This window comes from Seonamhaeicola marinus (assembly GCF_008085455.1).
Genome location: NZ_VSDQ01000729.1, coordinates 257,415 through 277,926, shown reverse-complemented (window position 1 = coordinate 277,926; position 20,512 = coordinate 257,415). Strand labels below are relative to the sequence as shown.

At 33.6% G+C, this 20,512-nt stretch carries 23 protein-coding genes and 1 tRNA gene; 12 read left to right on the top strand and 12 right to left on the bottom strand.

Features of this window, described 5'->3' with window-relative positions; translation table 11 throughout:
- Positions 1-2: 2 nt before the first annotated feature.
- The 3 genes from FUA24_RS22200 to FUA24_RS22190 all read right to left on the bottom strand — a co-directional run bounded on the left by FUA24_RS22200 (position 3) and on the right by FUA24_RS22190 (position 3,703).
- On the bottom strand, positions 3-1,172 hold the full coding sequence (locus FUA24_RS22200) for a flavin monoamine oxidase family protein (RefSeq protein ID WP_148545299.1): 1,170 nt from the start codon (positions 1,170-1,172) through the stop codon (positions 3-5).
- A gap of 30 nt (positions 1,173-1,202) precedes the next feature.
- Entirely contained in the window at positions 1,203-2,387 is a 1,185-nt protein-coding gene (locus tag FUA24_RS22195; RefSeq protein ID WP_187388365.1) for an alpha/beta hydrolase family protein, read from the bottom strand.
- A gap of 173 nt (positions 2,388-2,560) precedes the next feature.
- On the bottom strand, positions 2,561-3,703 hold the full coding sequence (locus FUA24_RS22190; RefSeq protein WP_148545295.1) for a helix-turn-helix domain-containing protein: 1,143 nt from the start codon (positions 3,701-3,703) through the stop codon (positions 2,561-2,563).
- A gap of 151 nt (positions 3,704-3,854) precedes the next feature.
- Here FUA24_RS22190 and FUA24_RS22185 point away from each other — a divergent pair, with 151 nt between their 5' ends.
- On the top strand, positions 3,855-4,712 hold the full coding sequence (locus FUA24_RS22185) for a hypothetical protein (protein WP_148545293.1): 858 nt from the start codon (positions 3,855-3,857) through the stop codon (positions 4,710-4,712).
- Between the two features lie 60 nt (positions 4,713-4,772).
- Here the strand turns inward: FUA24_RS22185 and FUA24_RS22180 are convergent, their stop codons facing one another.
- From FUA24_RS22180 to FUA24_RS22150, 7 genes are all read right to left on the bottom strand, one after another.
- Positions 4,773-5,375, bottom strand: a complete 603-nt coding sequence (locus FUA24_RS22180; RefSeq protein ID WP_148545291.1) for a MarR family winged helix-turn-helix transcriptional regulator — start codon at positions 5,373-5,375, stop codon at positions 4,773-4,775.
- Between the two features lie 50 nt (positions 5,376-5,425).
- Positions 5,426-5,689: a DUF2024 family protein gene (locus tag FUA24_RS22175; protein WP_148545290.1), complete on the bottom strand. Its 264-nt coding sequence runs from the start codon at positions 5,687-5,689 to the stop codon at positions 5,426-5,428.
- A 5-nt stretch (positions 5,690-5,694) separates the two neighbouring features.
- A complete protein-coding gene (locus FUA24_RS22170) occupies positions 5,695-6,408 on the bottom strand; it encodes a hypothetical protein (protein WP_148545288.1) in 714 nt (237 codons plus the stop codon).
- 39 nt (positions 6,409-6,447) lie between these two features.
- Positions 6,448-6,681, bottom strand: a complete 234-nt coding sequence (locus FUA24_RS22165) for a thioredoxin family protein (RefSeq protein WP_148545287.1) — start codon at positions 6,679-6,681, stop codon at positions 6,448-6,450.
- 93 nt (positions 6,682-6,774) lie between these two features.
- Complete coding sequence (locus FUA24_RS22160; RefSeq protein WP_148545285.1) at positions 6,775-7,185, bottom strand: SRPBCC family protein; 411 nt, start codon at positions 7,183-7,185, stop codon at positions 6,775-6,777.
- Entirely contained in the window at positions 7,185-7,511 is a 327-nt protein-coding gene (locus tag FUA24_RS22155; RefSeq protein ID WP_148545283.1) for an ArsR/SmtB family transcription factor, read from the bottom strand. The genes FUA24_RS22160 and FUA24_RS22155 overlap by 1 nt, the downstream gene beginning before the upstream one ends.
- Positions 7,501-7,926: an SRPBCC family protein gene (locus FUA24_RS22150; protein ID WP_148545281.1), complete on the bottom strand. Its 426-nt coding sequence runs from the start codon at positions 7,924-7,926 to the stop codon at positions 7,501-7,503. The genes FUA24_RS22155 and FUA24_RS22150 overlap by 11 nt, the downstream gene beginning before the upstream one ends.
- Positions 7,927-8,256: 330 nt before the next feature.
- Here FUA24_RS22150 and trxA point away from each other — a divergent pair, with 330 nt between their 5' ends.
- The 4 genes from trxA (at position 8,257) to FUA24_RS22130 (ending at position 10,383) form a co-directional block, all read left to right on the top strand.
- Complete coding sequence (gene trxA, locus FUA24_RS22145) at positions 8,257-8,574, top strand: thioredoxin (protein ID WP_148545279.1); 318 nt, start codon at positions 8,257-8,259, stop codon at positions 8,572-8,574.
- A gap of 93 nt (positions 8,575-8,667) precedes the next feature.
- Positions 8,668-9,213, top strand: coding sequence for a ClpP family protease (locus FUA24_RS22140; RefSeq protein WP_148545277.1), 546 nt, complete (start codon positions 8,668-8,670; stop codon positions 9,211-9,213).
- A 35-nt stretch (positions 9,214-9,248) separates the two neighbouring features.
- Positions 9,249-10,178 (top strand): DUF58 domain-containing protein, encoded by a 930-nt coding sequence (locus FUA24_RS22135; RefSeq protein ID WP_148545275.1) that lies wholly within the window; start codon positions 9,249-9,251, stop codon positions 10,176-10,178.
- A gap of 131 nt (positions 10,179-10,309) precedes the next feature.
- Positions 10,310-10,383 (top strand) — tRNA-Asp (locus FUA24_RS22130).
- 500 nt (positions 10,384-10,883) lie between these two features.
- Here the strand turns inward: FUA24_RS22130 and FUA24_RS25290 are convergent.
- Both FUA24_RS25290 and FUA24_RS22125 read right to left on the bottom strand, forming a co-directional pair.
- On the bottom strand, positions 10,884-11,060 hold the full coding sequence (locus FUA24_RS25290) for a hypothetical protein (RefSeq protein WP_187388364.1): 177 nt from the start codon (positions 11,058-11,060) through the stop codon (positions 10,884-10,886).
- A gap of 9 nt (positions 11,061-11,069) precedes the next feature.
- Entirely contained in the window at positions 11,070-11,594 is a 525-nt protein-coding gene (locus FUA24_RS22125; RefSeq protein ID WP_148545273.1) for a hypothetical protein, read from the bottom strand.
- A gap of 505 nt (positions 11,595-12,099) precedes the next feature.
- On the opposite strand from FUA24_RS22125, the gene FUA24_RS22120 reads away from it, so the two are divergent.
- Genes FUA24_RS22120 through FUA24_RS22090 form a run of 7 tightly spaced genes read left to right on the top strand, consistent with a single transcriptional unit; the run spans position 12,100 to position 20,506 of the window.
- Entirely contained in the window at positions 12,100-13,848 is a 1,749-nt protein-coding gene (locus FUA24_RS22120) for a type I restriction-modification system subunit M (protein ID WP_148545271.1), read from the top strand.
- The gene (locus FUA24_RS22115) at positions 13,848-14,780 is read left to right on the top strand and encodes a DUF4268 domain-containing protein (RefSeq protein WP_148545270.1); all 933 of its coding nucleotides are present in this window, start codon (positions 13,848-13,850) and stop codon (positions 14,778-14,780) included. Before FUA24_RS22120 ends, FUA24_RS22115 begins: the two co-directional genes overlap by 1 nt.
- Positions 14,780-16,081 carry a restriction endonuclease subunit S gene (locus FUA24_RS22110; protein ID WP_148545268.1) on the top strand — a complete coding sequence of 434 codons (1,302 nt, stop codon included), beginning with the start codon at positions 14,780-14,782 and terminating at the stop codon, positions 16,079-16,081. The genes FUA24_RS22115 and FUA24_RS22110 overlap by 1 nt, the downstream gene beginning before the upstream one ends.
- 2 nt (positions 16,082-16,083) lie before the next feature.
- Entirely contained in the window at positions 16,084-16,716 is a 633-nt protein-coding gene (locus FUA24_RS22105; RefSeq protein ID WP_148545266.1) for a hypothetical protein, read from the top strand.
- Positions 16,709-17,233, top strand: a complete 525-nt coding sequence (locus FUA24_RS22100; RefSeq protein WP_148545264.1) for a DUF1643 domain-containing protein — start codon at positions 16,709-16,711, stop codon at positions 17,231-17,233. The genes FUA24_RS22105 and FUA24_RS22100 overlap by 8 nt, the downstream gene beginning before the upstream one ends.
- A 3-nt stretch (positions 17,234-17,236) precedes the next feature.
- Positions 17,237-20,248 (top strand): type I restriction endonuclease subunit R, encoded by a 3,012-nt coding sequence (locus FUA24_RS22095; RefSeq protein WP_148545262.1) that lies wholly within the window; start codon positions 17,237-17,239, stop codon positions 20,246-20,248.
- Between the two features lie 3 nt (positions 20,249-20,251).
- On the top strand, positions 20,252-20,506 hold the full coding sequence (locus tag FUA24_RS22090) for a hypothetical protein (protein WP_148545260.1): 255 nt from the start codon (positions 20,252-20,254) through the stop codon (positions 20,504-20,506).
- Positions 20,507-20,512: the final 6 nt, after the last annotated feature.

The window sequence follows — 20,512 nt, the reverse complement described above, 5'->3', positions numbered from 1 at the left end:
GTTTACCTAGTCATTTCACGGACTGCCCTCTTAGCAGAACGAGCTGCAGCATGAACACTACTCCAATCTTCTCCATTGGTGTAGGCATCACCTGCAAAGAATAGTTTGCCGTTTACGGATGTTCCTAAAGTTCGTATTAATTTCCAGTTCTCCTCGTCATTAATGTATGCCCCATTAGCGTACGGTTCCTTATTCCAGTTCTGAAAAGTATGTTTTACATAATTTGCTGAAGCTTTACCATTAAAAATGGCATCTAGTTCGTTCAATATAAAATCTATTAGGTCTGTATCCAATAAGTTTACATAAGGCAGTGTACCTGTACCAACAGCAAATAAACCTAAAATATGTTGCGTTGTGTTTTGTCCGTAAGAGGCGTCATAATACAATTTTTGTCCGGCAGATTCTGGCATAATATCATAGCCTATAAAAGTAGGGTAGAATTTTTCTTTAAACTCAATAAATGCTTTGCAGCCATCCCAAACCGTAACGTTATTAATAGCATTGACTTTGTCATTTGGTAATTCTGGTGTAAAAGTAATAGCTCCATTTTGAAGCATTTTAACAGGAACAGTAACAATAACTTTATCGGCTGTGTAGATTTCGGTGACTGTTTTAACTTCTACTTGGTTAGCCGAATAGTTAACAGATTGTACCACCTTGTTATACGCTATTTTCGATTCAATTGATGGTACAATATATTCTTCAAAAAAATCTAACCAAGAGGAACTGATGAATTTTTGATCAATGGTAAAACCAATGTCTTGAGGCCTAATTTGCATCCCTTCGAATAAACCAAAATCTGTAGATTGATTATATGGCGTGGTTTTAGTCTCCACCTGAATATTAGCGTCGTTTACAATTTCATCAAAAACACCGCGCTCTACATGCAGCCATTCGGCGCCCAAAGGAATTGGAAAATTGGCAAAATTGGTATTGCGTTTTGTACGTCCGCCGTAATAAGAATTCGCTTCTAAAACTTGAACCTCTATACCCTGTTGATTTAGCAGATAGGCAGATGTAAGGCCAGCAGGTCCAGCGCCTACAATAATGACTTTATTTATATTAGAAGCTTCACTGCTATCACTAGTTTCACTACAAGCAGCAAATGTAGATTGCAATGGCAAACCAATGCCAAGGATACCACATATTTTTACAAATTCTTTTCTAGTCATGGTTTAGGTTTTTTATTATTGAAAATAGAACTATTGTATTGAATTGAAATCTTGAATGGTGGTTTTTACATAATTGTATAAAGGTGTATAATGGTCTTCCCCAGGGTATTCATAAAGTTTTGAATTTGCTCCCACTAATTCAAACTGCTTATGAGCATTTGTGCTGTTGTAATGCGGTACGATTTCATCATCTGTCCCAGAGTGAAAAAATAAGTTACCCGTTGGTGTCCAGCCATTTATTAATGAGTTGTTACTAGCTAAGTTGGTTAGTCTTATGTATTCAGGATGAAACGGATTCAAAATTTCTGGTTGATAAATATTGTTAGGTTTATAAGATGGGATGTTTAGTGCCTGTGTTTGATTTTCAACCGTATACGACCAGATGGTTTCTTTTGTAAGACTTAAGGACGGTGTAAATTTATTTACAGAATAAATACTCCAGTTATAGATATCCAAATTATCTAAATTTTCATCATTGTTAGCCAGAATATCCGAAGTGAATAAAAAATAGTCATAAGGTCCTGCAAAAAGAGAGCTTGCTTTGATGTTAAATTCTTTGGGGTAGTTTAACTGTAGGTATTTGTGGGTAGCTAGACCAGCACCACCGCCTTCGCTCCATCCAGTAAGAAAAACGTTCTTAGAGAAATCTACTGAAAGCGCATTCAATAAGTTTTTGGTTGCTCTAATCATGTCTACAGATACTTCAGCTAATTCATGATGCACTGTATAAGGATGCTCTAAATGCGCTGTTTCCCCATATCCGACATAGTCTGGAAGAGAGACCACATATCCATTTGAAGCCATAACCGCCCCAATAAAACTTGTCTCTATATCATCATCTGTAGAACTTCCGTTATAGTTAGAAGGCACCTCGGCTTTGGAATCTGCTGAAGGTATAATAGTACCGTGATGATGCTGAATTATACGTAATGCCCCTAATGTGTTTTGAGGCACGAAAACAAGTCCAGAAACTTTTGTTAATTCACCCGCGTACAGGGAATTATAAATTACTTTGTATGCTTTTATATCATGCGTGGTTAAAGTTGAAACATTTCCAATATTGGCGCCATTACTGGCAATCTCCCCTGTAGTGAGATGTCCCTTTTCTTGATATGAAATTAATGCACCTCTTTCAGATGATGACGGGTTTACATTGATTATTGGATTACTAATAGTTGAAGTGTCATCATTTGAGCATGCAAGTAGGGTTGACATGAAGCATAATGCGATAATAGTATGTAATTTTCTTTTTCTAGCGTGTATTCTCATTATTTGAAATATTGATGTATTGAGTTCAAATATCAGTATTCCAGTGGTTTTAGAAGTGCGAGAAACATCAAACTATGGAAAGTCGGACGTATTTAGGAAACCTGTACTTAGTATTCAACTTAGGCATGTCTACGTTTAAAAGCCGATGGGGTTTCGTTAGTAAACTTTTTAAATACCGCATTAAATGTAGACTTAGAGTTAAACCCGCTTTCTAAAGCAACACCCATAATAGTGTAATTGCTGTAGTCATCTTCTAACAGCTTTTTCTTTACAGCTTCAATTCTATAAAAATTGATAAACTCAAAAAAGTTCTTTTGTTCGTTTTCTTTAATAATCTGCGAAACATATCCACTACTTATCTGTAGTTTTTCAGAAATTTTATCTAGCGTTAGATTAACATCTTCGTAAATTTTTTCCTCAGACATTAACGTTAATAATTTACCATAATAATGAGATGTATTTGCAGAGAGCTTATTTTGGTTGGATGCTTTATCAGCATCAGAATGTTCTATAGGAACAATTTCAAACCAGTTGTAATATATAATAAGGAAGTAACTTATCCAGAATAGTAATATTACAAAAGCCAAAGTAATAATGCTAAAGGTAGTATCACCTTCATCATCATGTCCTAACCAATATTGAATAAAACTCACTGTTGTTATACAAACTATGATTAATAGTAAAATTAAAAAGGTCTTTAACCAACCTAAACTTTTTTTATGAGTAGTTGAATAGTTGTTGTATAAATACCTTTGATACGTGTTTACTCTTTTTAAAGCCATTGGTAAAAAAATTAAACCGCACACAATACTTAAAAACCATGATATCATTATGGTATAGGTTTCTGTAATTTCTTCTATCACAAGGTTTTCAGTGAATAAGCTTACTAGAGTATAAATGATATGTAATAGTATTTCTATTCCAATAAAAACAAATCCTAATTTCTCAAATTTGGACAGTTTATGTTTTGGTTGAATAAGAAATACAACAAAATAAAAAATGCCAACAGGAATTACTGTCCGGATATAAATAGGAAGATATTGTATCCAGATAGAAACATAATCTTCTAAACTTAACCAAAAGACAAATTCATAGCCAAGAATTACACAAATACCCAATATAGAAAGCGCTAAAAACCTATTGGATTTTGCGTTTAATCGTTTATGAAATAAGAAAATAGAAGCTAATAAAATGCCATGAAAAAAAGCCATTAAAATTATACCAGAAAAGAAACCAATTTCAATATAGCCTTCAGCGTTCATTAGATTAAAGTGAATAAAAATGTTCTATGACCAATTTACTAAAAATGAGTAGAGTCAATCAAATTGAATGTTTTTTAATTCCTCAAGGTAGGAATAATTAAAACTATCCTGTTATATAAATGAACAATTAAATTAATAAATACATTTTACCATGAAAAAGATTTTTAGCTTAACATTTTTATTGGCCTTATTTGTAGTTGCTTGTGAAACCGAAGGAACTTCAGACAATAATAGTACAGAAGCATTATCAGTAGACGCCGAGGTGAGCGTAGAAGAAACTGAAGAGGTACTTGATAATATTGCCCTTTACACCGAAAGTGCTTATGGAATTTCAACTTCAAAAAACTATTCTAGCGTAACAGCAAAAGGTCCAGATAAACATGGACACTCAGGATTCTTTAAAGAATGCGCAGATATTACCGTTGAGGTAACCGAAACAACAGTTACTACAACTATTGTTTTTAACGGAGAGTGCGAGGATAAAGATGGAAATGTTATTTCTGGAACTATCACAAAGGTTAGAGAGATTAGTGATGCCTCTAGAACAAAAACTGTAACATTTACAGACGTAACAATTAATGGTAGAGTAGTAAATGGAACCAAACAATATACCTTTACTGAAGAGAATAACAATGGTAACCCAGAAATGACTGGAACGGTTGATATCACTGTTGAAACTGAAAATGGAACTGTTACAAAAGTTGGAAACAGAACGGTAGAAATTACCGCTGGAGGAGACACGTATTTATGGTTTGATGATGAGAAGACAATTACTGGATCTTGTACTTACACAAATGCTGAAGGAAATACATTTAGCGTTACAATAACAACGCCTTTAGTTAAACCTGCAGAATGTAGATATATTGCATCTGGTGTTAAGGAATACAATAGAAATGGAGAAATAACTACAATTGATTTCGGAGATGGAACATGTGATAATGTTGCTACCAAGACCTTACCAGATGGAACAACAGAGGAAATAACGCTAAGAAAAAAGAGAAAGATGTAACAATTAATTAAGCCTCAAATATAAAAGAGTCATCTTGCCCTAGGATGGCTCTTTTTGTATTTAGACCCCTTGAAACTCCGGACAATCTAAACGAATATCGGCATTGGATAATGGGCTTTCAAGTAGATTACAATAGGAGCTGTTGCCTTTGTTACTGTAAAATTTACATGAAAAACACGTACGTTGCACTGACAATAGACCTGTTCGGTTTAGTTTATGAATTAACTGACTTAAAACGGCGAATGTATCTTCAAGTAATTTGTTATCTATTTGATGAAGTTGATGCTCCAAAGGTTCCGCAAAGTTCTCGGTATCCATAACCATATTTTTGCCTGTTGGAGATAGCTGAATGGCGTAACTTCTGCTATCTGAAGAAGAAATCACTTTTTCTATTAACTCTTTTTTTATTAGAACCCTAACAGCATCACTTATAGTAGGTTTGGTCACATTAAATTCTTTAGCAAGGTGACTCACATTGCATTGGTCAAGTTTATGGTAAGCAATAAAAATCAGAATTTGAATTTGAATAGGACTTAAACCCAAAGTTTTGGCCTTTTCCCAAAGCAGTACTTTAAACGCCTCAGAAATACGTTCAAGACCTGCTATTATTTTAGCCGATAAATTGTTGTTTTGGTTTTCTGGATTAAATATACTTTTACTCATAACACAAAAAGTCCCGCGTTAGCGGGACAAAGTTAGCAATCCTAATTAAATTAATTGCAATTTTCTATTTCTATTATAGAATAACCTTTTTGATTTATGTCTTTAATGACACTTTTTGTTGCCTCTTCAATATGGCAAAATTTGCATTTATTGGTAGAAAGCTCTAAGGTCTTAAAGGACTTAGTACTTAAATACGCTTTGCCATATTTTAGAACAACTTCTGGTTGATTGATAGTGGTTTCAACCAAAATATCAAAATGCATGATGGTGTTGTCATGGCGTTTCACATAGGTGTCCCAAACTGAAATTTTCATAGTCTTTAGTTTACTGTATAGGGTAAGGATAAATCACCGCTTGCTATACTATGAACTTCATATACACCAAGCATTGGCAGATTAGGTTTACTTGTGTTTACCTTCATGTATGCGGCTACGGCATCAAAATTAAAACTTGTTTCATTTTTTATACGGTAGTCTGGTACCACAACACTTATTAGACCGTTTCTTGTAGTAACCGGATAACCTGGAGAATCCATGTACATTGGCATTCCTGGGTTTGTTGGCGGAAGTATTACAGAAGTATCACCTGCTTCAAACTGTTTTATTGAAAATCCGCCACTTACTCTATCATCTTCAACAAGAATTACCCAATGAGGATGCCAAATAACACCGTCATTATTATAGTTAGCATCTGCATTTTCATCCCAAAGCGGGGTGTCATCAAAATCTGGATGCGAAGTTAAAGCCAAAGCAACAATACCTTCGGTGGCATTAAAACCTACATTTTCGGGTTTAATGGTAGTTGGAAAAACATAGCCAAATACAGAAGCTCCATCTAGTTGACCAATGGGTTTTGGAGTAGAAGCTCCTGCTTTTCCTGCTACTTCTATATTCCAAACAGTTACGCTTAATTCTGGGTTATGTTTTACGTTTACAGATACAATTGAAAAATCATCGTTTTTTGAATCATTTTGAGTACTACAACTCCAAGTTATTAGAATTGTTAATAGGGAGATATATGTTATTGTTCTCATAGTTTATTTTATTAGGAATCCTAATTATTTGGGTTAAAATTAACCCTTCACATCTTCTATAGACGCTCCAAAATTAATATGAAGCACATTACCATTAGGTGTAACTAAAGCAGGTACAGATTTTACTCCTGCATTTTCTGCTTCCGCAATCTTAGACGTTTCTTCACCTATATGTACAATTTGTACATTGTCATTTCCAATTAAATTGATTAAGTCATGTTCTGCGCTTACGCATACTGGACAACCCGCGTGATAAAAAATTGATTTACTCATAATATGTGTTTTTTAGTTATTACTTCTGCAAATATAGTAAGGAATCCTAACTAAAAAAAATTAGAGCAATTTTTTTTGAAATTCGTTTATGACTTATATCAAGTAAGCTTTCAGTTTTTCCTTTAAAAACATATTCCAAGTAGATGCACAAGTGTCGTAGCAATGTAGCTTGGAGGTAAGACCAACTTGTTGGAAGTTTAGAGTTGCGCTTGAGCCATTTTTTGTAATGGTCCAATGCAGTACGTGCCCAATCCATTCTTTATTAAATTCAGGTTCTCCATCTATACATTTCCAAATAAGTTCGGAGTTTGGAGTGTATTCCATAATTCTGAATGTCCACCAGTAGCCATTATCAAAAGTAATGGTGAATTCTCCTCCTGCTTTAAAATGGAAGTTGCTTAAATTACCCCACCAATTTTGCATGCCTTCGTTCAACGCCCTAAAAATATGTTCTGGGGTTGTATTCAATTCTAAATCTAGCGTATAATCTTTTAAGAGTTCCATTATGTGTTTTTTGTGTCTAAGTAATTTTCAAGAGCACTAATTTTAGTATCCCAGAATTGCGAGTAGAATTTTAGCCATGTATTAACTTCCTTAAGCGGTTCTGCATTGGCATTACAAAATCGCTCCCTTCCTTGGGTTTGTATATGGACTAAGCCAGCATCTTCCAAAGTTTTAATATGTTTAGTTACACCTTGTCGGGTCATTTCAAACTGGTTAGAAATTTGGGTAATGGATAGGGCAGAGGTTGCTATAACTAAGGCGTGAAAAATATCACGCCTTGTTGGGTCTGCAATGGCTTTAAACAATTTGGTTATTTTATCCTGCATGGACTAATTCTTGTAAATAGTTTGATAATAAATTAAAACAATTGTCCCAACCACCATTAAAGTTTTCAAACATGGTTACAGCGGTTTCGCCCTTATAGTTTGCTATACCAGAGTGTTCTAAATTTAGTCTAGTCCCATCTTTAAAGGGCTCTAGATTCCAGGTGACTTTAGTGATAGCCTCTGTACCTTCTACAACCCAAGTATAAACTAAGGTATACGGAGTAGCTTCTAATACCTCTCCCAAGATAGGTTCACAGTGGTCATCTTTAGATTTAAAAGTGTATTGATATCCTTTTTCTGCTTTAAAATCTGCAGCTAAAAACCAAGTAGATATTTCATCGGCTTTTGTTATGGCACTCCATACTTTGTCTATGGTATGATTAAATACGTGCTCTTTGGTGATAACATCGTTCATAATTGTTCGTTTTTTGATTAAAATGCAACTTTATGGTTGCTAAATTACAATAAAATTTTTAATACGCAACAATTTGGTTGCTTATTTGAGTGTATAGAAATAAAAAAATAGGTCAACGTTAATAATTAAATCCACAATATTGGTAAAGCGTAAAGCACAGCTTATGAGTTGTTTTAAAACTTAAGGCGTCTCATAAACAGCTGTTTAAAAGTGAAATAAGACTAAATAATAACGCTATAAGCAAAACAAATTGTTAGTTTGTAAGCTTCGGAGTTTTTTTTGACTAATTTTGTAATTAAATAATTAAGAATAATTTAAAGTAAATATATTATGGCATTAGAAATTACAGATGCAACGTTTGAAGAAACGGTATTAAAAAGCGATAAGCCAGTTTTAGTAGATTTTTGGGCAGCATGGTGTGGACCTTGTAGAATGGTAGGACCAATTATTGAAGAAATAAGTGGTGATTATGAAGGTAAAGCGGTTGTTGGGAAAGTAGATGTAGATGCCAACCAAGAGTTTGCTGCTAAGTACGGAGTTAGAAATATCCCAACAGTCTTAGTATTTAAAGACGGTGAGGTTATAGATAGAAAAGTAGGAGTTGCTCCAAAAAACTCTTACACAGAAGCAATTGACGCTTTACTATAAAATATTTAGAAAAAGAAAATGGAGAAGGTTTGCTGTAATGGCAAACCTTTTTTTATTTTAGATGAGTTTTAAACGAGATAAATATTAAATAAAATGAGCAAAAAAGGTAAAGTTCAAGATGCTATAGATACAAAACTAATTGAAGAACGTAAAGTGTTTTTATGGGGGCAAGTAGATGATGATTCTGCTAAGCACGTCATTGATCGCTTATTGTACTTAGACGCGCTAGAAACTGCAGATATTCACTTATACATTAATAGTCCTGGAGGATATGTTACTTCTGGCTTTGCAATTTACGATTGCATTAAGTCTTTAAAAAGCGATGTGTCTACCATTTGTACTGGTTTTGCAGCGTCTATGGGGTCTATTATCTTATCTGTAGGTGCTAAAGGAAAACGTTTTATTCAACCGCATGCTAGAGTTATGATTCACCAACCAAGTGGTGGTGCTCGTGGGCAAGCAAGTGATATAGAAATTACAGCAAAAGAAATTTTATTAACTAAAGAATTAAGTGCGAAAATTTTAGCTGATAATTGCGGACAAGATTTCGATAAAGTAATGAAAGACTTTAATCGTGATCATTGGATGGGAGCTGAAGAGTCTGTACAATACGGTATCGTAGATGATATTCTAAAATAAGATGCTAGTCTCCCTATTGGGGAGCTATAGAAGGGATGGATTTACGCCAAGAACTAAATAAAGCTGAAGGGTTTAAAAACATTGGACTACTTGCCAAACAAGTGGTTGAAGGTTTTATTGCTGGTATGCATAAAAGTCCGTTTCATGGATTTTCTTCTGAGTTTGCCGAACACAAAATCTATAATAGAGGCGAAAGTACCCGTCATATAGATTGGAAATTGTATGCCAAAACAGATAAACTCTATACAAAACGTTATGATGACGAAACTAATTTACGTTGTCATATAATTGTAGATAACAGTAGTTCTATGCATTATCCGGAGTTGTCTGGTTTTTCTATTGATAAGCTGAATAAAATAGCCTTTTCAGCCTTGGCAGCAGCAGCTTTAATGGAAATGCTTAAGAAGCAAAGAGATGCAGTTGGTTTAAGTGTTTATAGTGATGCTTATGATTTTTATGCACACGAGAAGGGTAGTGAACGCCACCATCAAATGTTGTTAAATCAATTAAGTGAAACGGTTATCTCTAAACCCCTAAATAAACAAACCGAAACCTATACGTATTTGCACGAAATAGCAGAAAAAATACATAGACGCTCTATGATTTTTTTGTTTACGGATATGTTTCAAACCGCCGAAGATGATGTAAAGCTATTTGAGGCCTTAAGGCACTTAAAGTATAACAAGCATGAAGTAATATTATTTCATGTGTTTGATAAAGAAAAAGAATTCACCTTTAATTTTGATAATACACCTAAGCGATTTGTAGATGTTGAAACTGGGGAGTTCATAAATTTGTATGCAGATACAGTAAAAGAAAACTACAGTAAAAAAGTAGAGGCCTATTTTACAGCATTAAAATTAAAATGTGCTCAGTATAAAATAAAATACGTTGAGGCAGATATAAATGATAGCTTTAATCATATCTTAACAACTTATATGGTTGAACGCCAAAAGTTTGTCTAAACCTTTAAAAATAGGAGTCTAGAGGTATTTATAGTTAAAAAAGTTCTTAGAATTATTTTTTTTAAAAAAAGGCTAAAAAAGATTTGCGATATTGAAAAAGCCTTGTATATTTGCATCCGCAATCATGCAACGGTCTGGTAGTTCAGTTGGTTAGAATATCTGCCTGTCACGCAGGGGGTCGCGGGTTCGAGTCCCGTCCAGACCGCAAGATTCAAAAAGAGGCTCTATAGATTTAGAGCTTTTTTTGTTTAAAGACGTTGTGTTGTTCCCAGTAAAATGGGGCGGTTTAAGTAGTTAAACCAATGGAAAGCTTTCCTTTTTTCTGCAAAGAAAATTGTGAAGCTTTTTTGTTTTTGTACGGTTTTTGTACGGTCATTTCCATTCAGGATTATTATTGTGGCAAAAGAAGTGACAATTGATGGAAACTTTGGTAATGCTTTTGAATAGTGAGGTTGGGGTGAATCATAGATGCTCTTTTAGCAATTATTATGTACAAATTACTATAGCTTAATAAACACCTTATAGACGTACCCTTTTGCCTCGATTAGTGATAGTGAATATAAAAAAGTTCAAAAGTTTTGAGATAGAATCTTTTTGCTGGAAGGGGGGTGCTTCTTTTAAAATGGGTTTTCTTTTTGACTTGGTAAGGGGTAGTTTATATATAGACCCTAATCTCCCCAATTTTCCGAAAAAAAATCAATGTGCTTAACAATTACTTTTAAAGAAATCTGCTTTTTCTTTGATTGATGAGATTACGCTTCCAATGGCATGTCCAGTTGTTCCACCTCCTGTTTTTTTCCAGATAGTTAAGTATTCTTCCAAGTCTAGTTGTAAACTGCTTAACTTATGTAAAATCTCTTCTTTTTTTTCCGTTCTCGTCATGTCCATTGGTTACTTAAGTTGTTTTTTTTGCGTGCATTCAGTAAGCTCATACCATAAATAGATATATCTGAGTGATAAATATTTTGACAATAGGTTAGAATTTGCAGCAACGTTAATTTTATCATTATACCATTCTTCGGTAATTGCAAGATGCTTCTTACCCTTTTTCCATTCTGTTTTTTTCCATTCAACTGACTTGTTATTAGTAGAAATAGTAACAAATGTTGAATAAAGTTCTTTGTCTATTTTGCTCGAATTGTAGCTAAAAGAAGATTTGTCAATATCGGACAAGTAAAATGAGATTTCTGTTTTGTTGAATCGAGTTCCCCAATCAGCAAAGTTTACAATGTTTATTCTCTTGGTTGTTGGGTTATATTTCATGTCTAATTTGTACTTCATTTCATTGCCAAATACAACTTCAGACCAGTTTGATAACTCTTCTATTTGAGCTATAATTTCTTGTTTGGTTTTCTTGTTCTGAGCATTGATTGAAATTGTTATGGAAGCTAAGATAATTAGGTTAAATAGTTTCATCTTGAGGTTTTATTATTTCACCAGTTCCGAAAGTGATTTTATTATTTTTTTAAAAAGAAAAGCACGGAACTATAGCTTACTGAACAAGAGGTACTGGTATACCTAAACCCAAATAAACCAAGCCCGTGCCAAGACACAGGCATTAGGTCTATTATTCTTGGGTTTTAAAAATTACCAGTTTTCTTGTTCAATGAATAACAGCTAATGCAATCTTATATGTTGAATCTAATTTTCTATTCTTATACTTTTTATTAATTCTTTTGTTTGGTAAATGTACTATTTATGTTCTAAAATAGTAACACCGTTTAAGTTTAACTAATCAATTGACCAAGCTCTTTTGGCTGATTTGACAGATTGCCAATGCTAAAAGGTGATTTTAATAGCGTTAAAACTTTATAAACTTAAAACAATTTAGGGAATTTCTTACTGAAATATTTAGTCTTGAAACTAACTTTAATTATATTTATCCCTAATTCTCTCTCTCCCTTAATTAACTAGATAATATATGACAAACATTAAAGAGTCAGCAAATTTTATATGGTCTATAGCAGACCTTTTAAGAGGTGATTATAAGCAAAGCGATTATGGTAAAGTTATTTTGCCATTAACTGTTTTAAGGCGTTTAGATTGCGTACTGGAAAACACTAAAGCTAAAGTGCTTAAAAAATATAGTCAAGTTAAGACCATGAATATTCAAAATCTTGACCCAATCCTTAATAAAGAAGCTGGTTATAATTTCCATAACAAAAGTCCATTCGACTTTAACAAGCTTATTGCTGACCCAAACAATATTGCTTCCAATTTGAGAAATTACATTAATGGTTTTTCTGAGGATGCCAGAGAAATCATTGAGCAATTCGAATTCGACAATCAGATTACCAAGTTAGATGATTCTAATCTAATATTCATGGTGTTAAAGCGATTCCAAGAAGTCGATTTACATCCAAATAGAATTTCCAGTATGGAAATGGGTTATATGTTTGAGGAGCTTATACGAAAGTTTGCTGAAATCTCTAACGAAACCGCAGGGGAACACTTCACACCTAGAGAGGTAATTCGTTTAATGGTTAATCTCTTGTTTATGAACGACAGAGAGATTCTTACTCAAAAAGGTATTGTGAAGACCATTTTTGACTGTTGTGCTGGAACTGGAGGTATGCTATCTGTAGCCGAAGAGTATTTGGCGGAATTAAATCCAGATGCTCGTTTAGAAGTGTTTGGTCAAGAGTTAAACCCCGAATCTTATGCAATTTGTAAATCTGATATGCTTATTAAAGGTCAAAACCCTTCTAATATAAAACATGCAAACAGTTTAAAACGCATTACAGACACTAAATTAAAAGGTGACCAGTTTATAAATCATAAGTTTGACTACTTAATTACAAATCCTCCTTTTGGTGTTAAATGGAAAAAGGTTGAAAAGGAAGTAAAAGATGAGCATAACGAACTTGGTCATGGCGGTCGTTATGGAGCAGGATTACCTTCTGTTAGTGACGGTTCATTTCTGTTTTTGATGAACCTCATCAGTAAAATGCAAGACCCTAAGAAGGGTGGTTCACGTTTGGCTATCGTTTTTAATGGCTCTCCATTATTCTCTGGTTCGCCTAGCAGTAAAAAGAATGAAAGCTCTATTCGTCAATGGATAATAGAAAATGACTTGCTAGAAGCCATAATAGCCCTCCCCAATCAACTATTTTATAATACTGGAATAAGCACTTATATATGGATGATTAGTAATCACAAACCTTCTGAACGTAAAGGTAAAATACAACTCATTAATGCTATAGATTTCTATAAGAAAATGAGCAAGTCATTAGGCGATAAACGCAATGAACTCAGTGATGACCACATCAAGGACATAACGGAGCTTTATGGTAGTTTTAAAGAGAGTAAGTACTGCAAGATTTTTGATAATGAAGATTTTGGTTACTCTAAAGTTACGGTTGAAAGACCTCTTAAGGAACAAGGTAAAGTGATTACTGACCGTAGTGGAAACCCAAAACCAGATAGCAGTTTAAGAGATACTGAAAACATCCCTCTAAAAGAAGACATTACAAGTTATATGAAAAGAGAGGTTCTACCTCATGTACCTGATGCTTGGGTGGATGAAAAGAAAACCAAGGTTGGCTATGAAATCAACTTTACAAAATACTTTTATGAGTACAAACCATTGAGGTCTTTAGAAGAGATTAGGGCTGATATTTTGGCGTTAGAAGAGCAAACCGATGGTTTAATTAAAGAAGTTATAAGCTAATGAACAAAAAGTTAGGTAAGCTAAACAAAGTTAATTTAAGAGAGTATTGGGCACATGAAGCCCTCGACTTTACACAATGGTTGGCTCAAGAAGAGAATATTCAATTGTTAAGTGATGAAATAGGCGTTTCGTTAATCAATGTAAGACCAGAGGAAGCTATAGGACGATACAATGTAGATTTAGTGGCTACTGATGAGGATTCAGAACGTAAAGTCATTATAGAAAACCAATTAGAATATACAGACCATAAACATCTAGGTCAAATCATTACTTACGCCTCTGGCTATAATGCCAGTATTATTATTTGGATAGTTAAAGAAGTAAGAGAAGAGCATCAAAAAGCAATGGAGTGGCTTAACAATAATACTTCCGTAGATTTAAGTTTCTTCTTAATTCGAATGGAGTTGTGGCAAATTGGCGATTCTCCTTTTGCTCCTAAATTTCATATTATAGTTGAGCCTAATGACTGGGCAAAAGCTTTACAAGAAAGTGCAACTTCAACCAAAGAGTTGACGGACACAAAACTAAGTCAATTGGATTTTTGGAAGCAATTTAAGGATTATGCCAAAGCCAATAATACTAGTTTAAGAATCGGTAGAAAAGCCAGAGCACAGCATTGGTACAACATCAGTTTTGGAACTTCCGAAGCTCACATTGCACTAACGGTAAGTACCAGAGATAACGCAATTGCCTCTAGCATTTATATATCAAAATCTCCTGAACTTTTTGAAAAATTCTTACTAAATAAAGAAGCTATAGAAGAAAGTTTAGGCTTTTCTCTAGAATGGCAAGAATTGGAAGGCAAATTAGCTTCAAGAATTACCATTGGAAAACATGCTAATCTAAATAATGAAGACGAATGGGAAACCTATTTTAATTGGCTACTTGAAAAGGCTGAAAAAATGGCTAAAGAATTTTCTAAATATTATTAATGAAGCGTTACCAAACATATAAAGACTCTGGCATTGAATGGTTAGGTGAGATTCCCGAAGACTGGAAAATGAGTCCAATTAAATATTCTTTCTCAATACAAAAAGGTAAAAAACCTGAAGTTATATTGGATGAACCTCATGAGTTTTCCAAAATCTATATGTCTATGGAAGTATTGAGAGGAAACCCTAAACAAGTATTTTATGTTGACAAATCGGAGAATAAAATAGTTGAAACAAAGGAGGGACAGATATTATTATTATGGGATGGTTCTAATGCAGGGGAATTTTTAAAATCAAAAGAAGGAGTATTATCCTCAACTATGGCAATAATTAGACCATTCAACATAGAACCGAATTTTGCTTGGTATTATTTCAAAAACTTTGAAAGTCTCTTAAAAGACAACTGCAATGGGATGGGAATACCTCATGTTGACGGCAATTTTTTCAGAAATTCCAAAATTCTTAATCCAACACAAGAAGAACAAACCAAAATAGCAAATTACCTTGACCACAAAACAACCCAAATAGATGAGTTAATTGCTAAAAAAGAAAAGCTTATTCAACTATTAGAAGAAGAGCGAACTGCTATAATCAACCAAGCAGTAACAAAAGGTTTAAATCCAGATTCACCAATGAAAGACTCTGGCATTGATTGGTTGGGTAAAATCCCTGAAAATTGGAATCCAATAAAAATGAAATTTGCAACAGAATTCATTCTTGATGGAACTCATGGTACACACACAAGAGTTGAAGAGGGTTGTCGATTATTGAGTGTTAGAAATATTGTAAATGGCAAATTTGTTTTTAGGGAGGATGATAGTAAAATTTCAGAAGAAGAATATTTAAAAATTGCTTCAAGATTTAAGATAAAGGAAAATGATATTCAATTAGCGATTGTGGGTGCAACTCTAGGCAAGGTTGCAGTAGTTAAAAATTTACCAGAAAATTTTGTTACCCAAAGAAGTCTAGCTACCATAAGGTCTAAGGAAGGAAAATGCAATCATCTTTTTCTATACTATTTTATGAAAAGTAGCATTTTTCAATCCTATCTGTGGTTAAATGCAGGGTTTTCAGCTCAACCTGGAGTTTATTTGGGTACTTTACAAGGATGTACAATACCTATACCTTCTGTTGATGAGCAAAATTTAATAGTGAAACATATTGAACAAAGAGAATCTAAAATTGATGAAATCTTACATACAAGCAAACGAGAAATTAACTTTTTAAAAGAATACAAAACAACATTAATTAGTGATGTAGTTACTGGTAAAATTGATGTCAGAGAAGAAGTTTTAAATTAAGTATGGAGCAATTAGTTCATAGGGTAAAAAATATCGTTGATATATGTTGGAATAGCTTTTCGGCAAAGGTTGGTTGTGGTCTTATTTCTATTAATAAAGAAGCTTCTATGCAATTACAATTTGCATACCTTTTAAAAAATAGTCTTGATTTAGCTGTATACAACAATGATGAATCTGTAGAGCTTGAGTTGGAAACAGGTATTCCTGTAAATGGACGTTTAAGAGAGTGTGATATAGTTATCCGAATGACTAAAGAAGAATCTAAACTGTATTTGCCAATTGAAATGAAGTGCTATAAAACGAAAACATCTACTGGCAAATTAAGAGGGGCACAAGATATTTTTAAATTGGGAGTTTATGAAGATTTGCAACTACTTGAAGCTTATGAAAATGCTTCTTATGCATCTGGAATTCAGTTAACCATGACTGATAGTAGAAATTTTGTTTATCCTAAAAGTAAAGAGGCGAAAAGTTGGGACTACGATATTTCTGATGGACATAAGATTAAGGGCGGTATTAATTTAAACACACCTATTGGAGGTAAACCTGTTAACGTTAAACTTGATTTGGATTATAGTTTTAAATGGGCTCAGGTAAATAATTATTACTTTTTAAAACTTGAGTCTAATGATTAAATGGACATACATAACTAATAAAGATAATTCTGCGAGATATACTTTGGGTGAAATTGGCGAAAGCAACCTAATTTGCATTGGGATAAACCCGAGTACCGCAACCCCTGTAAAACTAGATACGACACTTAAGAGAGTTAAACGTATTGCTGATATTAATGGTTATGATGGCTGGATAATGTTAAATGTTTATCCACAAAGAGATACATATCCTGAAAATATTGATAGTATAGCCAATCTAGATATTATTCAAGATAATAACAAGGCTATTAAAAACATTTTAAGGGATTACGAATTAAGAGATATTTGGGCAGGATGGGGTGTTGAGATTACTTCTAGAGATTATCTAAAGAATTGCCTTTTTGAACTTTATGAAAACTTTGATGATTCTTTTAATTGGTTGCATTATGGTGATTTAACAAATGATGGACATCCAAGACATCCTTCTAGAATGTCCTATTCAGATACGTTTAAGCCTTTTGGGGTGGAAAATTATATTAAAAAGCTAAAACAAAAGTAATTTATGGCAAAAGGAATCCATACAGAATTAACATTTGAAGAAGCAATTGAAGCATCATTATTGGAAGAAGGGGGCTATGTAAAAGGACTGTCTCAAGATTTTGATGTTCAGCTAGGTTTATTTCCATCCTATATAACTAACTTCCTGAAAGACTCTCAGCCTAAAGCTTGGAATAAGTTAAGTAATATCCATAAGGAGGATGTAGAAACTAAAGTTGTTCAACGTCTAATTCGTGAATTAGATTTGAGAGGCACTCTTGATGTTGTTAGAAATGGATTTACAGATTATGGAGTTAAGTTTAAAATGGGCTATTTTAAGCCTGAAACGACACTTAACAAGGATGATAAGATATTATACAATAAAAATCATTTAAGCGTTACTAGGCAGCTTTATTATGAGCGTAATGGCAATAACTCTTTAGATATGGTGCTGAGTTTAAATGGATTGCCAATTGCCACCATAGAGCTTAAGAATCAGTTTTCAGGTCAAGATGTTAATAATGCTAAAAAACAATATGTTTTTGACAGAGAGCCAACCGAACCCATATTTGCATTTAAAAAGAGAGCTTTAGTTCATTTTGCGGTTGATACAGATGAATGTTACATGACCACAAAACTAATGGCTAAGGCTACAAGATATTTACCGTTCAATTTAGGCTTTAACAATGGAGCAGGAAACCCGCCTAACAAAGATGGTTATAGAACTGATTACCTATGGAAATATGTTTGGGCTAAGGATAGTTTCATGGACATTATTGGGAAATTCCTTCATCTAAATGTTGAAGAATATGAGTTAGATGGTGTGACAAGGAAAAAGGAAACTATGATTTTTCCTCGTTACCATCAATTGGATGTTGTTAGAAACTTAACTCAAAATTCAAGGGATAATGGGGCAGGTAAAAACTACTTAATTCAGCATTCAGCAGGTTCAGGTAAATCCAATTCTATTGCTTGGTTGTCCTATCGATTATCTAGTTTACACAATGCTGGCAATGAGCGTATTTTTGATTCTGTAATTGTAATCACAGACCGCAGAGTTTTAGATAGCCAGTTACAAAATACCATTTATCAATTTGAGCATAAACAAGGTGTCGTTCAAAAGATTGATAAGAATTCACAGCAATTAGCTGATGCGCTTGAAGCAGGTTCAAATATTATAATTACTACACTTCAGAAATTCCCATTTGTTCTTGATAAGATTGGAGATTTACCAACACGAAGATATGCCGTGATTATAGATGAAGCACATTCATCTCAAGGTGGCGAGGCTACAAAGAAAATGAAAGAAGTTCTTTCTGCTAAGACGTTAGAAGAAGCTGAAGAGCTTGAATTAGAATCTGGATTAGACGATGATGCAGAAGATGCCATTAGAAAATCTATGGAAGCAAGAGGCAAGCAAGATAATTTAAGTTTCTTTGCCTTTACAGCTACTCCAAAAGCCAAAACAATTGAAGTCTTTGGAAAAGTTGACGTGGATGGTAAGCCTAAACCTTTCCATGTATATAGTATGAAGCAAGCTATTGAAGAAGGTTTTATCTTAGACGTATTACAGAACTACACCACTTACAAAACATATTTTAGACTTTCAAAAGAAATAGAAGAAGACCCTAAAGTAAACAAGAAACAAGCATCTAGGGCAATTGGTCGTTTTCTTTCTTTGCATCCCCATAACCTTGCTCAAAAAACAGAAGTTATCATTGAGCATTTTAGACAAGTTGTTTCCAAAAAAATTGGAGGAAAGGCAAAAGCAATGGTTGTAACTAGTTCTAGGTTGCATTCAGTTAGATATAAAGAAGAATTTGATAAGTACATAAAAGATAAAGGTTACAAGGATATTAAAACAATTGTTGCCTTCTCTGGTAAAGTTGTATACAGTGGTTATCCAGAAGGAGTAACGGAAGTGGAACTTAATGGTTTTAAAGAGAAAGAGTTGCCTAAAAAGTTTGGCACAAATGAATATCAACTGTTATTAGTTGCTGATAAATATCAAACTGGGTTTGACCAACCATTACTGCATACTATGTATGTTGATAAGAAATTATCAGGAGTAAAATGTGTTCAGACACTTTCAAGATTGAACAGAATGTATGCAGGGAAGGAAGATACATTTATCTTAGATTTTACCAATGAAGTTGAAGACATCATAAGTTCCTTCCAACCTTATTATGAGCTAACAACTATAGAATCAAATACAGACCCAAATCATCTTTATGACTTGAAGCATGAGATAGAAAAAGCTCAAATAATTTGGCAATCAGAAGTTGATAATTTTTGTAATATTTATTTCAAATCTATCAATGCATTAAACGTGAAGCAACAGAGTAAATTGAATGCATATATAGACCCTGCTGTGGAGCGTTTTAAAGAGCTTCCTGAGGAGAATACAAAGGAAGATACTCTAGATGTCATAATCAATCAGGAAGACTTTAAACATGCTTTAAAAGCCTTTGTTAGAACCTATTCCTTTTTAACTCAAATCATGCCTTTTACCGATGTGGATTTGGAGAAGTTGTTTACTTATTCTAGGTTTTTATTAAAGAAATTACCACGTAAAAATCAACGAGATAGATTTAAGCTTGGTGATGAGGTTTCATTAGAATATTATAGGCTACAAAAGATAACTGAGCAAAATTTGGTATTAGAAAGTCAAGGTGAGTATGGATTAGATACTATTACTGAATCAGGTATAAGAGTCTCTAAAGAGGAGAAAGAAGCTCTATCTGAAATTATTAGCGTGCTCAATACTAAATTCGGAACGGAATTTACTGAAGCTGATAAACTCTTTTTTGACCAAATTGAAGAAGAATTGGTAGCAGATGATAGGCTAACGGAACAAGCCCAAAACAACACATTGGATAATTTCAAGTTTGGTTTTGAAGATGCTTTTATGGACAAACTAATTGGAAGGATGGAACAAAATCAGGATATCTTTTCTAAAATGATGGATGATAAGGATTTTGGGAAGATTGTAAGGAACTACATGTTGAAGAAGGTTTATAAACGTTTAAATCAATAAATAATGATTGTTGGAGATTATATAGAAAACATTGAATGTGAAAGTTTTCTTGACCCAGAGACAGGTCGAGTAAGAATAAGACCATTACCAAATCAAGATGTACCTACCAACCTTGTAATTGAATGTAGCAGAACTTTTAGGGATACAGCTAAGTATCCACTAGGAACGAAATTCAAAACGGAAAATGTTAAGGTGTGTCAAAAAGATGTTGGACGTATTTACTTGAGAGCTCAAGACCAAATGTTATATAAGATTTAAATGTAA